The organism is Natronosalvus sp. KLKA75 (genome assembly GCF_059736265.1).
The window spans coordinates 2233733-2248371 of sequence record NZ_CM185522.1; the positions used below are offsets into that span (position 1 = coordinate 2233733).

At 63.5% G+C, this 14639-nt stretch carries 14 protein-coding genes and 1 pseudogene; 7 read left to right on the forward strand and 8 right to left on the reverse strand.

Translation table 11 applies throughout. The annotated features are described in order from the left end of the window. Positions 1-34: 34 nt before the first annotated feature. The 6 genes and pseudogenes from psmA to AC6I65_RS10805 all read right to left on the reverse strand — a co-directional run bounded on the left by psmA (position 35) and on the right by AC6I65_RS10805 (position 6472). Positions 35-802 (reverse strand): archaeal proteasome endopeptidase complex subunit alpha, encoded by a 768-nt coding sequence (gene psmA / locus AC6I65_RS10780; protein WP_254156725.1) that lies wholly within the window; start codon positions 800-802, stop codon positions 35-37. A 380-nt stretch (positions 803-1182) separates the two neighbouring features. Further along, positions 1183-1524: pseudogene (locus AC6I65_RS10785) on the reverse strand (Rpp14/Pop5 family protein); the annotation flags it as partial. Between the two features lie 16 nt (positions 1525-1540). Further along, a complete protein-coding gene (locus AC6I65_RS10790) occupies positions 1541-2164 on the reverse strand; it encodes a class I SAM-dependent methyltransferase (protein ID WP_497901898.1) in 624 nt (207 codons plus the stop codon). After that, a complete protein-coding gene (locus tag AC6I65_RS10795; RefSeq protein ID WP_497901899.1) occupies positions 2112-2870 on the reverse strand; it encodes an RNase P subunit p30 family protein in 759 nt (252 codons plus the stop codon). Before AC6I65_RS10795 ends, AC6I65_RS10790 begins: the two co-directional genes overlap by 53 nt. 325 nt (positions 2871-3195) lie before the next feature. After that, the gene (gene tbsP, locus AC6I65_RS10800; protein WP_497901900.1) at positions 3196-4014 is read right to left on the reverse strand and encodes a transcriptional regulator TbsP; all 819 of its coding nucleotides are present in this window, start codon (positions 4012-4014) and stop codon (positions 3196-3198) included. A gap of 379 nt (positions 4015-4393) precedes the next feature. Beyond that, on the reverse strand, positions 4394-6472 hold the full coding sequence (locus tag AC6I65_RS10805; RefSeq protein WP_497901901.1) for a hypothetical protein: 2079 nt from the start codon (positions 6470-6472) through the stop codon (positions 4394-4396). 160 nt (positions 6473-6632) lie between these two features. On the opposite strand from AC6I65_RS10805, the gene glyA reads away from it, so the two are divergent. Beyond that, a complete protein-coding gene (glyA, locus tag AC6I65_RS10810) occupies positions 6633-7880 on the forward strand; it encodes a serine hydroxymethyltransferase (protein WP_497901902.1) in 1248 nt (415 codons plus the stop codon). A gap of 350 nt (positions 7881-8230) precedes the next feature. Here the strand turns inward: glyA and AC6I65_RS10815 are convergent, their stop codons facing one another. Both AC6I65_RS10815 and AC6I65_RS10820 read right to left on the reverse strand, forming a co-directional pair. Then, a complete protein-coding gene (locus tag AC6I65_RS10815; RefSeq protein ID WP_497901903.1) occupies positions 8231-9079 on the reverse strand; it encodes an ABC transporter permease subunit in 849 nt (282 codons plus the stop codon). Beyond that, positions 9076-10026 carry an ABC transporter ATP-binding protein gene (locus AC6I65_RS10820; RefSeq protein WP_497901904.1) on the reverse strand — a complete coding sequence of 317 codons (951 nt, stop codon included), beginning with the start codon at positions 10024-10026 and terminating at the stop codon, positions 9076-9078. Before AC6I65_RS10820 ends, AC6I65_RS10815 begins: the two co-directional genes overlap by 4 nt. Before the next feature lie 343 nt (positions 10027-10369). Here AC6I65_RS10820 and AC6I65_RS10825 point away from each other — a divergent pair, with 343 nt between their 5' ends. From AC6I65_RS10825 to AC6I65_RS10850, 6 genes are all read left to right on the forward strand, one after another. Beyond that, the gene (locus AC6I65_RS10825; protein ID WP_497901905.1) at positions 10370-11578 is read left to right on the forward strand and encodes a CNNM domain-containing protein; all 1209 of its coding nucleotides are present in this window, start codon (positions 10370-10372) and stop codon (positions 11576-11578) included. Between the two features lie 229 nt (positions 11579-11807). Then, a complete protein-coding gene (locus tag AC6I65_RS10830) occupies positions 11808-12695 on the forward strand; it encodes a universal stress protein (RefSeq protein ID WP_497901906.1) in 888 nt (295 codons plus the stop codon). A 114-nt stretch (positions 12696-12809) separates the two neighbouring features. Continuing rightward, a complete protein-coding gene (locus AC6I65_RS10835) occupies positions 12810-13607 on the forward strand; it encodes a ZIP family metal transporter (RefSeq protein WP_497901907.1) in 798 nt (265 codons plus the stop codon). A 78-nt stretch (positions 13608-13685) separates the two neighbouring features. Continuing rightward, complete coding sequence (locus tag AC6I65_RS10840) at positions 13686-14063, forward strand: DsrE family protein (protein WP_497901908.1); 378 nt, start codon at positions 13686-13688, stop codon at positions 14061-14063. 70 nt (positions 14064-14133) lie between these two features. Then, a complete protein-coding gene (locus tag AC6I65_RS10845; RefSeq protein ID WP_497901909.1) occupies positions 14134-14463 on the forward strand; it encodes a YbjQ family protein in 330 nt (109 codons plus the stop codon). Positions 14464-14489: 26 nt separating this feature from the next. After that, positions 14490-14636: a hypothetical protein gene (locus tag AC6I65_RS10850; RefSeq protein WP_497901910.1), complete on the forward strand. Its 147-nt coding sequence runs from the start codon at positions 14490-14492 to the stop codon at positions 14634-14636. Positions 14637-14639 lie beyond the last annotated feature (3 nt).

Sequence of the window (14639 nt, forward strand, 5' to 3'; positions counted from 1 at the left end):
TTCGTGTCCTGGGTCGCGGTCGCGATTGCGAAGGTTACTCGTCGCCGTCGCCTTCGGCTTCGTCGTCCCCTTCGTCGAGCAGTTCGTTCTCCACGAGGTACTCCTCGATGCGGTCGTCGTCGAACTGAACGAACGATTCCGTCTCGGCGTCGATCGTCGCTAGACCCACTTCGGTGGGGAGGAGGGAGTCGTCGTTGACCGACGCGAGCGCCTCGAGCGCGAGCGCGACGCCGCTGTCGAGGTCTGCCTCCTCGTCGTAGTTCTCCTCGAGGAAGCCCTGGAGTTCGCCGCGCTCGGCACCGACGGCGAGGGCTTTCCACTCGTAGGGTGTTCCCGACGGGTCGGTCTCGAAGAGGCGGGGTTCGCCGTTCTCGATACCGCCGACGATGAGCGCGACCCCGAACGGGCGGGCGCCGCCGACCTGGGTGTACTGCTGGATGTGGTCGGTGATCTCCTTCGTGAGGCTCTCGACGCCGATGGGTTCGCCGTAGCGGAGGTGGTTGACCTGCGCGCGCCGGCGGGCGAAGTCGATGAGCTGGCGGGCGTCGGCGACGTGGCCGGCGCTCGCGATGCCGATGTGGTCGTCGGCCTTGTGGATCTTCTCGACGCTCGAGTCCTCGAGCAGCGGCGACGGGATCCGCTTGTCGACGGCCAGGACGACGCCGCCAGCCGTTCGGATGCCGATGCTCGCGGTGCCACGTTTGACCGCCTCGCGGGCGTACTCTACCTGGTAGAGTCGGCCGTCTGGCGAGAAGATCGTGATGCCGCGGTCGTACGCCTGCTGTTGGGCTTGTCCCTGCATAGTATCACGTTAACGTTAGATCGGAATCGAGGGGTGTCGTGGTGACGGTCGCGTCATCGAGTCGTGGTGAAACGGCGTCGGCACCGGTTCCATCGGGACGGGTGACTGCCCCCGGATGACCGCTATCGGCACCAGTCATCGCCACAGGATGGAAACGACGCTCGTTCGCCCGACGACTCGGTCAGCGATGTCGAACACGACGAATCTCTCTACCCGACCTTACCGGCGGCGTCCTAAATAGTTTTCTTCCTCCGGCCTCGCTTACCGCGGTCCGGGGACGTATTCGTCGTGAGTGTTCGTCCCGAGCGTCGGGTTCAAGCGTCGGGCTCGAGCGTCGAACTTGAGAAACAGGGACCTCGTCGACGAGCGGCCCATCACAGGTGCGACTCGGCCCCACGAATCGTCCCACTCACCCCCCGAACGATTAGACCCAGCGGCGCGTCGTCGACGCTGTGGACGCAAGCGACTGCGGCTCGAGCGCGTTCGACCTCGCCGTGGCGAACGCGAATTATCGCCTTCCCGTTTCCTGTATCGGCGTCGAATCGGAATCGGACGACCGCCAGGTCGGCGTCCGCACTCCCCGGATCGCCGAGGAGGTTCTGGCCGGCGTACCAGACCTCCCGCTGGAAGGCCCGCCGACCGATAGCGTCGTCGGGCCGAGTCTCGAGGGCGACGGCGAGGTATCGCCAGCGCGGCCGGAGGTGTTTGGGGAGGTGTTTCATGGGCAAGTACAGCGGCTCACGACTCCTGGTTCTCGGCACGCTCGGCGACCAGGACACCGACCTGGTCGTGAACGCGCTCGACGGCCGTCAGCGAGAAGCCGGCGTCGGTGAGCGCGTCTGCCAGCGTTCCGACCGTCGCCGGGTCGTCGACCGAGGGGTCGTAGAACGGCTCGCTCGGGTCCGGTTCGCTGAAGAACATCACGTCCCCGAGGACGAATCGTCGGGGCTCGAGGGCGGCGATGACGTCGATCGCTTCGCGCTTCTCGTCGTCCGCGAGGTGGTGCATGGCGAAGTTCGAGGTGACGATATCGACGGAGACGCTGTCGTCGATGTCGGGTTCGCGGAAGGTTCCGTAGTCGAAGGAGATGTTCTCGAGGCCGCGTTCCTCGGCTTTCGCGCGTGCTTCGTCCATCATGCCTTCACTGATGTCCCGGCCGATCACAGCCTCGGCGTCGGGGGCGAGCACGAGGGCGATCGCCCCGGTTCCGGCGCCGAGGTCGAGGACCGTCTCGTCGGATTCGGGGGCCGCGTGTTCGATAACCAAATTCGCGCACGCGCGGTATTCGTCGCTCTTCGAGTCGTCGTACTCACTCGCCTTCTCGTCGAATCGAGCCGCGTGATCCGCCACGCTTCGTTTCATATCGTCCACGTTCGACCCCCGGTTCAATGAACGAATCGGACTGGATCCGTCGGTTGCGCGCCGCGAGGGTTTTCCAGGCTTCGAGGCCGTCGACGATCCACTCCCGATCGAAGCCGAGTTCGACGCCGAGCGCACAGAGTTCTCTCGGCGCCCGTACCTCGAGTGACCCCTCGGGATCGCCGCTGACGACGTACGGCGCGTCGTAGTAGTCGACGATCTCCCGGAGTTTGCGAAGCGACTGGATGGCCCGAACCCGCCGACCGCCCGTGGTTCGGAGAACGTCCCCGAAGGAGAACTCGAGGCGAACGCCGTTGGCCGCGGCGGCTTTCGCCAGAACGTGGTTGACGTCGCCGGAGCCGTCCATTGGGTGAGCGAGCACGTCGACTTTGTCGGTTTCGACGGCGAACCGGTTGAGTGCGTTCGTGCCGCCGTGGATAGCCAGGATCGTGTACTGCGGTCGGTAGTTCCCCACCGAACCGCTGGCCTGGTGCGGGTCGTCGGCCCGAATTTCGATGCCGTCGACGACGTCGATGCCGTGCTCCTCTCCGAGTTCGTCGGCATCGAACTCGAGTCGCGCGCCGTCGTGATTTCGAACGACCACGCCCTCGAAGCCGTAGCTTGCGGCAGTTTCGACGACGCGGGAGACGGCCTCGGCGTCCGTCTCGACTCCATCGGCGTCGGCGTTTACGCGAACGGCCTCGTACATACGCGTCTCGAGGGACGGTGGTGACTTGTGGTTTGCGACCGTATACGTGGAGAATTGCCACCGATGAGAACAGCCCCGGACAACCGGCGTGGCCGGACGCGGGGCTCGAGCACTGCGAGAGCCCCGCGTTTCGGGGGAGGGCAGGCCCCACACCAGTTTGTAGCGCGAGCGAACGCAGTGAGCGAGCGGACCGACGACTGATGTGAAGGTGAGTTTGCTCACCGAACGGAAGGAGGAGTGTTTTTGGTCCAGCTTTTGCCGAGGGACGCTTCGCTGGCGGCGAAGCCGTCAGCGAAGCAAGACCGCAGCGCAAAAGGTGGGTGCTCTAGTTCAGAATACTCTGAGCGACCGTCGCGAGCTGGCCGTTGTCAGCCTCGTCGAGGCGCTCGTCGCCGATCTTGAGGCGCAGGCGCGGACGACCGACGTCGATTGGGACCTTCTCGGTGTCGATCAGGCCCATGTCCTCGAGCTTGGTCTTCGTTCGGCTGAACGTCGCCTTGCTGGCGATGCCGACGTCCTCGCCCCACTTGCTAATGTCGTAGAGCAGGGCCTCGTTCTTCGCGGCCACGAGCAGCGAGATTGTGACCTCGTCCAGGCCGTCACCGTCGCCGCGGGCGGTCTCGAGCGAGTTGAGGATCGCCGTGAAGTCTTCTTCGGCCTCGGCGCTGATCTCGTCAGTGAGCGTCTCACGGACGCGCGTGATCGGCGGCGTCCGGAGGTTGAAGGCGTCTGCCTCCTCCCAGCGGCCGGCGTAGGTGTCGAACGCGGCCTCGACGAACTCCTCGTCTTCGGTGACGAGGCCGCCGACGCGGTCGCCCGCGTGGACGACGGCGACGACGCTGTCCTCGGTGATGAGCAGGGAGTTTTCGGGGGCCTGCTCGAGGGTGCGCAGCTCGAGGGCGCCGTCGGCGATGAGGTCAGCGGCGTTGGAGGCGACGATGAAGTCGTCCATGACGTCCTTGAGCGTGCGGTCGTCTGCGAGCATGTGGACGGTTGGGAGGTCGCCGTCGAAGGCCGTCGCGACGGTGACGAACTCGTCGATGGCGTCCCAGGACGGGTTGATCATGTATACGTCGCCTGTCGTCTCCTCGAGAACGGACTCGAGGATATCGTCAATCTGGTGGTTGAGTAAATTCGAAGCCATGCGTATACACAAGTAATTGATCGCCAACTACTTAATATTATTGGCCCAAATTCCCCCAGACCTTGTGGTTAACGCCCAGATGAGGTGATTTTTGTCGGTTTTCTCGGCATTTCTCCCGATCGTCAGAGAGTTTAGCTAGCAATCCACATACAGAAAGCCGTCCGGCACCGGTCCGTACCGAAATTCCATCGACAGTGACAGATAGTCCCTCATCTATGCTAGATAGTCACACAATAGCAACAGTTAACTCCCCTGAATGCCATTCCTGTTGTCGTATGGGTGTCACGGATACGCGACCGTGGAGACGAGAGCGAGGATCCTTCGAACAGCCGATTCAGGATCACGAGACGACGACCGACGCGTCCAGCCGAATCAGCACTTACGGAGGACCTTGACCGCCGAACTCGCCGGCAAGTTCGGTCGACCAGTAGACGTCACCGTCGTAGATGACCGCGACGTTCGATTCCGCGAGAAACGCCGCGAGTTCTGCTCGATCGAGCGTAAACGTCGCTGGTGACCCACAGAGGTAGCTGTACTCGTTGTCGGCCGCGTGCGGGAAGTAGTAGAGGCCGTTGACCCGCGTGGAGTAACACTCGAGTTCGAGTACGTACCGGCCGTCCTCCAGCCGGTCGATGGTCGCCGTCGTCGGCAACTCGAGGTTGCCGCCCGTCAGCGCGTGCGTGCCGTCGCCGACAACGGCGTAGTCTTTCCCCATCATAATTCGCCGGCGAGCGAGTCGCATCGCACGCTCGAAGCTGAAGCCGTGGACGAGGAGTTTCGCGAACGTCGCACCGACTTTCAGCGCGTGGTCGTTGAGCACCTGCGTGAACGTCACCGCCCCCGCGACGCTCCCGCGCTCGATGAGTTCCATTCCCTCGTAGTAGGAGCCACAGGCGTTCAGGAAGAAGGTCTCGACGCGGCACTGTTCGAGACTCGAGACCGAGAGCGATCCGTCGGGACACCGGAACCCGCCGGTCTCGCAGTGGCCGATGTAGTGGACGAACGCGTGGTCGTCCTCGAGCAATCGCGCGAGCGCGTCGGTCGTGAGGTGTTCCTCGACGCGAACGTCGAGAGAGAGTTCCTCCGCTCGCTGTTGATAGATTTCGGCGACCCGTTCGCGTTCGCCGGCCATCTCGGGATCGTTCAGGACGACGCGGATCGACGTCGACTCGGTGTCGCGCTCGAGGAACCGGAGGCGATTCCGGTAGGCGCCGACGGTCGATTTAAACACGTCGATGGGGACGCCATCTGCGAGCCAGCCGTGGACGCGTCCACCGCGGAGTTCCGGTTTGACGATGTTGACGGAGGCGACCTTCCCGGTTCCTGACGACCCGCTGCGGTAGAAGTCGGTGAGCGAGCGTTCGACCAGTTCTCGCCCCTCGAGCGTCGACGTCCTGGGCGTGAAGATCAGGCTGAGGCGGTCGAGCAGGTAGGGAATCCCCTCGACGCTCGCCGCGTTTGGCTCGACGTACGTCGAGAGGTGCCACTCCGGCAGGCGATGTTTGATCGCGGCGTAGGGAACGTCGAGGTACGTCGATAGCCGTTCTTGAGGCGTCGCCTGATACAGTCGCTCCGCATCGAGGTCGAGGACGTCGAGCAGGCTCGATTCGGCGAGCGTGGTGCCGTAGGGACCGGCGTTGCGAACGAGACAGTCCAGGAAGAACCACTGACGCAGGCACTGTTCGACGTCGCGCTCGAGGTCGGGCATCGGCGCGAGTTCGTGCTCGCGAGCGACCGACGGGAGGCGAATCCGTGGCGTCGCGTCGGGTTCGGTCCTGACCGTCGCCTGCAGGTAGTACGCGAGCGGTGCCGTCACGAACAGCGTATCGTAACACGGCGGGACGACGAGTTCGATGCCGGACTGAGTCGCCTGCTCGAGGACTGAGTCGGGTGCCGAAAACGTGGGCCCGGTCTCGAGCAGCGGCGGATGACCGCGGAGTGTCGGGTACGTCCGATCAGGTGAGTCGGTCTTGATCGACGACGAGAGCGCGGAGAGTCCGCGAGCGAATCCGGCGGGCGTATCGGGGATCGTAATCGTCTCGGCTGGTAGTTCGTGACGGCTCCGGAAGCCCAGGATGGTTCGCGTGCGCTCGGGAAAGGAGACGATCAGCGATGAATAGTCCGGCGCGCGCTGGACGACCGCCTCCCCCGAGAGCCGGAGGTAGGTCTTGATGCCCGTGTCGATGTCGAGGACGTACTCCCCGGGCGGAAGCGTCATCGTGTGTTGATCCGGCTCGAGGTGGAATCGTTTGTCGCGGCCGAGCGAGAACGCGTAGACGACGGCGTGGGGGAATCGGAAGGCGGTCGCCGTCACCGCGACCGTGTTGTCAACGGGCCGCGAGATGTCCGGGCCGGGGCCTTCGACGTCGAGACCGATTCCCTGCACGCGGAGTTCGGCGTTGTCCGCGTCGACGACTCGCAGGTGGGTGTCATCGTCGGCCACCTCCCACTCTATCATTCGAGTTATTGAATCTCTGCCCGTGAAGTTAGTTGTATCGCCTTAGTAGTTGTATATCTTTCATTTTTGTGCCTCGGCTCTGCTGCACGGTTCCGAACGTTCGCGGCCCACGTTGCCGGGGAAAGGTACACTTATACAGCGTCCGGGCGCCACTCGAAATATGGACCACGACCACGTCCGAGGGGTCGACCCCGCCGTCGCCGACGCGCTCGAAGGTGAGCTCGAACGACAGCAGGACACGCTGTCGATGATCGCCAGCGAGAACCACGTCAGCCGCGCCGTTCTCGACGCCCAGGGGAGCGCGCTCACGAACAAGTACGCCGAGGGTTACCCCGGCGCGCGCTACTACGGCGGCTGTCGGTACGCCGACGAGGTCGAACAGCTCGCCATCGACCGCGCGACGGAACTCTTCGGCGCCGAGCACGTCAACGTCCAGCCCCACTCGGGCACCCAGGCCAACCAGGCCGTCTACTTCGCGATGCTCGAGCCCGGCGACAAAATTCTCTCGCTCGACCTGACCCACGGCGGCCACCTCAGCCACGGCCACCCGGCGAACTTCACCGGCCAGCTCTACGAGGTCGAGCAGTACGAGGTCGACCCCGAAACGGGGTATCTCGATTACGACGGCCTCGCCGACCACGCCGCCGAGTTCGAACCGGACGTCATCGTCTCGGGGTACTCCGCATACCCGCGCGAGGTCGAGTGGGAGCGCATCCAGGACGTCGCCGAGAAGGCCGACGCGCTTCACCTCGCCGACATCGCCCACATCACGGGTCTCGTGGCCGCGGGCGTCCACTCCTCGCCCGTCGGCGTCGCGGACTTCGTTACCGGTTCGACCCACAAGACGATTCGTTCCGGACGGGGCGGCATCGTCATGACGAACGAGGAGTACGCCGACGACGTCGATTCCGCCGTGTTCCCCGGCGGCCAGGGTGGTCCGCTCATGCACAACATCGCCGGCAAGGCCGTCGGCTTCGGCGAGGCGCTCGAGCCCGAGTTCGAGACCTACGCCGAACGGACGGTCGCCAACGCGAAGGCCCTCGGCGAGACCCTCGCCGACCACGGGTTCTCGCTGGTTTCGGGCGGCACCGACAACCACCTCGTGCTCGTGGACCTCCGGGAGTCCCATCCCGAAACGACCGGCGGTGATGCCGAAGAGGCGCTCGAGGACGCCGGCATCGTCCTCAACGCGAACACCGTCCCCGGCGAGACGCGCTCGGCGTTCAACCCGAGCGGCATCCGGGCCGGGACCCCGGCGCTGACGACCCGAGGCTTCGACGAGGACGACCTTCGAACCGTCGGTGACCTCATCGCGCGCGTAATCGATTCGCCCGACGACGAGGACGTGATCGCCGACGTGAGCGAGTCGGTCGACGAGCTGTGTGCGGCGAATCCACTCTACGAGTGAGTCGGTGAGGAAGGAAGGGCTCCGAGGAGTCCGTAGGTAGTCAATTCGTCCCGCTACCCTCGAGATGGTCGAACAGGCGTATTTGTAGCTTCGTACCTCGAGAGAATTGCGTCGAGGTGTGTTTCTTCCCAGAATCGGATTCGTCCAATCTGCAAGACAGGATCTGCGTCGTCCCGATCACGATGTGGATCGCCGTCCCGACGTACGTGGGATTTGTGCGTTTGAGGTGGACTCATCTCAATTGAGGATCGGCTTCGGCCGCTCGGAGAACGGTTTCAAGACTTCACGGGGCGAACTGCAAGACCAGTAGAAGACGGGTGAGACGATTCACGGTTTTTGCGAGTCGACGCTCAGCTCAGGATCGCGTTTTTGAAGCGGAGATACCCGAGGCTGACCGGGACGACGATCCAGAGGACCACGATGATCCACGCGAACCAGTTTTCGAGGTAGAACGGGACTTCGCCCGCGACGCGACCAGCAGCGGTGAGGTCGAGATCCTCCGCCCCCGCGATCTCGATGAGGGTCAGCGCGATCGCCCCCAGTGCCTGCCCTGGGCTCAGTCGAAGAACGAAGAGGTACCAGGCAGGGAGTCCGTCGAGTCCAGGTAAGCTCCCCTCGAGGGCCCAGTACGTGCCCATCAAGACGAACTCCCAGAGGAAGTCGAAGATGACGAAGAACACCAGCACGCCCGCCAGTGCTTTCGCTCGAGAACTGACGCTGGCCGAAATACCCACGGCTACCGACACGTAGACGAGACCCATAACCAGCGAGAAGACCAAGAGACCGAGGTAATCTGAAACGATGAAACCGTCGTACAACGCGCCGATCACGACCGCACCGACGAGGAAGCCGATCAGGGTCGGAACGGCGACGACGCCGGCGCGCCCGATAACTTTCCCGAGAATCACGTCGCGACGGGTATTTGGGAGACCAAGAAGGAAGCGAATGCTCCCCGATTCGCGTTCGCTCACGATCGCCTGGTAGCCGACGACTAATCCGATGATCGGGATGAGCAAGCCGATCGGCGTAAAGAGGAAGTAAAGCGCCGCTTCGAACGTCGGCGTCGTCTCTTCAGCAAGCAGGTACGGGATCGCCGACACGCCGGCGACGAGCAGGACTAACAGGACGGTGAGCGCCCACAACATCATCGACCGACCGGCGTCGGCGAAGTCCTTGCTGGCGACGTGCATCCAGCTCATGCGTTGACCTCCGCCGAATTGGCGTTCTCGAGTCGGCCGGAATCCGACGTCGTGAGCACGGCGAACAGTTCCTCGAGCGACGGTTCCTTCGAGGTGATGTCGGTGATCTTCACGCCCCGTTCTTCGACGGCGTTGATGATGGCCGCCTTCTGGTCCGAGTCCCGCAGGCTGACGACGATGTCGGTTCCCGAGACCTGTGCGTCGGAGACGCTCGCCATGGATCGGAGAGAGGAGAGGATCCCGTCCGGCACCGTATCGACGGTGAGGACAAGCCGTGATTCGGCGTCGAACTGATCTTTTAGCGTGTCGATCGTGTCCTCGGCGACGAGTTGGCCGTCGCGCATGATCCCGACCCGATCGCAGATCGCCTCAACTTGCTCCATGATGTGACTCGAGAAGAACACCGTCGCGCCGCGGTCGACTTCGTCGAGGATGATCTGGCGCATCTCCCGGGCGCCGTTCGGGTCGAGTCCCGACGAGGGTTCGTCGAGGATGAGGAGGTCGGGCTCACCGACGAGCGCCATCGCGAGCGCGACGCGCTGTTTCATCCCGGTCGAAAAGCCGCCCGCCTTCCGGTCAGCGGCGTCCTCGAGTCCGACTCGCTCGAGTAGTACGTCGGGGTCGTCACTCGCGCCTTTCGTGTCGATCGCGAACTGGACGTGCTTTCGCGCGGTCAACCGGTCGTACATGCCGAAGTCTTCCGGGAGGACCCCGGTCGCCTGTCGGATAGCGAGCGATTCGTCCACGATGTCGTGACCGAGAACCGTCGCGGTTCCGGACGTCGGCGGGGTGAACCCGAGGAGCATGTTGATCGTCGTCGACTTCCCGGCACCGTTCGGACCGAGAAAGCCGTACACTTCACCTCGCCTGACCTCGAGGTCGAGTCCGTCCACGGCCGTGACGTCGCCGAACCGTCGTGTGAGTGAATTTATTTGAATTGCGACCATAGTATCGTCAGTATCTAAACAAAGTGGATGGACAAATAGTTTTAGCTATCGATCGCTGAATTTCGCTTCAGATGCCGTGGTTACCGTTTCACCCCCTCTTCTGGAGGCAGTCTCGAGTTCGTTCGTTTCGAGGAGGCAGTCTCGTGTTCGATCAGTCTGGAAGGGTACTGCCAGCTTCGCCTTTCAATCCGTCGAGCAAACGGTACCGTCGTCAGTATCTCGAACGAAAAAACGGGAGCGGGCCGACTCGTGTAATCGGATACCCACCTGACCACTCTGACCGTCCACTCCGCGGCTGTCGCGGCACCAAGACGTTTGTACGCGCTCGTTGAACCGTCCTCGAGTGAACAGTCTCGAGATCGGTCTCAGGTTGCTCGCCGGGGCTGGATTGATTCTGGTGAACGCCTACTTCGTCGCCACCGAGTTTGCACTCACTCGAGTCAGGCAGTTCCCAGAATCGGAGTTCGACAAGCCAGGCCTGCGACGAGCGTGGGAGATGACGGAGGACCTCGAGTTCTACCTGACGACCTGTCAGATCTGGATTTCGGGGACCAGCATCGCACTCGGCATCGTCGCCGAACCGGGGCTGGCGGCCATCTTCGAACCCGTCTTCCAGAACTCGTTTCTCGCGTCCGTCGGCGCCGGCTCCCTGCTGGCGTTCTTCATCATCAACATGATCCACCTCACTCACGGCGAGCAGACGCCGACCTACCTCGGCGTCGAACGCTCGAAGCAGGTCGCACGGTACGGAGCTGGGCCACTGTACTGGTTCGCGTGGGTGATCTCCCCGCTGATCGCCGTTGGCGACTGGGTGGCGAAGGCGACGCTCAAGCTCTTCGGCGTCGAGATGACCGGCGCCTGGCTCGAGGCCGAAACCGAGCGGATCGAGACGCGCGCCGAACTCCACCGAGAGCTCGGCTCCGTCCTCGAGCGTGGCGAACTGTCCAGGGAACGTCGAGAGGAGGTCTTCAACGCTCTCGCCGTCGACGAACTGCTGGTAAGCGACGTCATGACCGACCGAGAGGACATCGTCTTCCTCTCGACGGACGTCTCGGTCGCCGAGAACCTCGAGCGGATGGGATCGAGCCCACACACGCGATTCCCGCTGGTCGAAGGGGACCTCGAGCGATACGTCGGGATCGTCTACGTGCCGACGGTCGTCGATCGAATCGATGGGCTTCGGTCGGGCGACACCTCGTTCGAGGACATCTCGACGCCGCCGATGTCGCTGGCGCCCGACACCCCGGTGAGCGAGGCGATCGACGAGTTGCAGGCCGAGAACCAGGAACTGGGCCTCGTTCAGACGGCCGTCAAGTCCGATGAGGAGTCGGCCGAGGCCAGCTCATCTGCAGGTGACGAACGTGCGTCTCGAGAGAGCGACTCCGTTGGCGGCGGGAAGGATCCCGAGACGGACCAGCAGATCGTCGGCCTGATGACCGCGACCGACGCCCTCGAGGCAATCGTCGGGGCGTTCGAGGATCCGCTCGAGACGGAAGAGTTCCAGGCCGGCGACCCAGATTCTTCGCGTAGACGCGAATCGAGACGTGAGTAGTGGCACGAATAGCGTCACTGGGTTTGGGGTGGTCCGTTCGCTCTAGCGGTCCAGTCCGCCACACGCCGATAGCCGTTCTCGGACATCGGTAGCCGTTCGTCGGATCTCTGCAGCAATTCCTGGACATCGGTTAGTAGTTTTCAGACTTCAGTAGCCCTTCGTCGACGTCGATCCAGAACCGGCCTGAAAACGCCTCACAATTATGGTCGGCCCGGTGGAACTCCGCCCCATGTACGACTTCCTCCTCGTCCCGGTCGACGGGAGCGACGGGTCGACCGTCGCGCTCGAGTACGCCCTCGAAATCGCCGTCGACTACGACGCGACGGTCCACCTGTTGTACGTCGCGGACACGAACGAACCGAGTCTCGTTCGATACGAGGGCAACGTCGTCGACGTGCTCGAAGAGGAGGGCGAGGACGTGCTCGAGGACGCGCGCGAACGGGCCGAGGCCCGCGGCGTCTCGACTGTCACCGACACGATACAGGGGCAACCGCGGACGGTCATCACCGAGGTGGCCGCCGAGGACATTGTCGACCTGGTCGTGATGGGGACGAGCGGTGAACGCAGTCTGACCGAACACGTCCTCGGGAGCGTCACCGAACACGTCGTCAACGCCAGCGACAAGCCGGTTCTCGCGGTTCGAGCGGCCGGCGACGCGAGCCAACCGTACCCCTACGAGGACGTGCTCGTGCCGACAGACGGGAGCGACCACGCGGAACGAGCCCTCGAGTTGGCGGGCGAGATTGCTCGAGAGCACGGTGCGACGCTCCACGTCCTCTCGGTCCTCGAGGACTCGCTGTTCGCCATTGGAACGGACTCGTCGGACGAAAACGCGACGGCGTCGCGTGACCGCGCTCGAGACGCGCTGGCCGAAACCGCCGAGACGATGCGAGCGGCCGGTGTCGACGAGGTGACGACGGCGGTCGAATCGGGATCAGTTCCGCGCGGAATTCGCTCGTATGCGGTCGAGCACGGGGTCGACCTGATCGCGATGGGGACACACGGCCGATCCGGATTCGATCAACGCCTGCTCGGTTCCAGGACCGAGCGCGTGCTTCGGATTACGCCGGTTCCGGTGCTCACGACGTCACGTCCCGGTTCGATCGATGACCAGTAGATACAGATAGTACGAATCTCGACCGCCGTGTCCACGAAGCGCGCCCTCGAGCGCGCCCGCGGCGGCGAGTAGACACAACAGGTACGTATCTCCAATCCGAACCGATCACCGACGATGAGCCTCCTCGAGAACCTGACGCTGGTATTCGTCGCCGGATTCGTGACTGCCCTCGCAACCGGACTCGGGGCACTCCCGTTTTTCTTCTTCGACGAGATTAGCAACCGGCACAACGTCGTCCTCTGGGGACTCGCGTCCGGGATCATGGTCTCGGCGTCGGTGTTCGGCCTCATCGAAGAGGGGCTGGCCGAGGGAACCGCCCTCGAGATTGCGGTCGGAATGGCGGTCGGGGTCGTCCTCGTCGTCTTGGCCCACGACGTGCTCCTCGACGCGGATCTCGACCCTCGAGAGTACGAGGAGGCCGACTTCAAAAAGCTCGTGCTCATCCTCGGCATTCTAACGGTACACAGCTTTCCGGAAGGTATCGCCGTTGGCGTCTCCTTCGCCGATCTGGGACTCGAGGGCGGGTTCGGATTCCTGGGATTCACCGTTCCGCTGCTGGCAGTGTTCATGACGGTCGCCATCTCCATCCACAACATCCCGGAGGGGACAGCGATTTCGATCCCGCTGAAGGCCATGGGCGTCGATCGCTGGAAGATGGTCTGGTGGGCCGTCTTCTCGAGCCTCCCACAACCCATCGGCGCCGTCATCGCCTTCGCGTTCGTCCAGGTGGCCCGGGACTTCCTCCCGTTCGGATTTGGGTTCGCCGCGGGAGCGATGATCTACCTCGTCGTGAGCGAATTCATCCCCGAGGCGCTCGACATCGGCTCGGCGTTGCCACGTGGCGGAAAACCGGAGCTAGCTGGCGGGCTCGTCGCGGGGGTTCTGGTGATGGTCCCCCTGGCGTTCATCTAGCGTCAGTGTGCCGCACACAAACGACGAGTGAGGTGCTGGAACGAGTGTTTTATAGGATTGGGAAAATAATGCACTACTATGTCCGATACAGGTGACGAAAACGAGCGAGCACACGCACGAACCGACGCAGCCGATCGAATCGGCATCGTCCTCGAGACCGCCGACCCCGAACGGGCGTGGAACGCGTTTCGATTCGGCATCACCGCTCTCGAGGACGATCACGACGTCTCCGTGTTCCTCCTCGGTGAGGGCGTCGAGGCCGAAACGATCTCCGGGGGGCAGTTCGACGTCCGCGAGCGAATGGAGGCGTTCGCCGACGCCGGCGGCAACCTCCTCGCCTGCGGTACCTGTCTCGAGATCCGAAACAGCGAGGGGAGCGACGTGTGTCCGGTCTCGACGATGAGCGACTTACTCGAGATGGTAACCGACGCCGACCGCGTGCTGACGATCGGGTAGGGTCGGATGCTGTGACGAGTTCGATGGAGAGAGTGAGTTTCTTGTCGGTCCAATTCCAAGATAGAGTCGTATGTCTGACATCACCATCACGACGACGGACGGACTCGAGGGACGGGAAGTAACGGAGTACCTGGGCGTGGTCTCCGGGGAAGCCGTCATCGGCGCGAACGTGATCAGCGACATCGCGGCGGGAATCCGCGACGTCGTCGGCGGACGGAGCGGGTCCTACGAGAAGAAGATCGAAGCGGGACGCCGGGAGGCGATCGCGGACGTGCGAGCGGACGCAGCGGAACTCGGTGCGGACGGCATCGTCGGCGCATCCTTCGATTACGAGGAGATGGGCGAGGGAATGCTCTGGGTCAACCTTTCTGGTACCGCAGTCGAGACGCGACGGCGGTAGCTGTGTTCGGCCCGGAGGTGGTGACAGTGACCTGGATTGGCGGCGATGACGCTGACTGGATTAGCAGCGATGATGCTGAAGCGACCTGGCAGCCGGACGCTTCAGAAGGCACGGTCGAACTCGAGCACGCCCTCGTGTCGATTGCTCCTCGAGTCCGTCAATCGAGTCGCTAATGC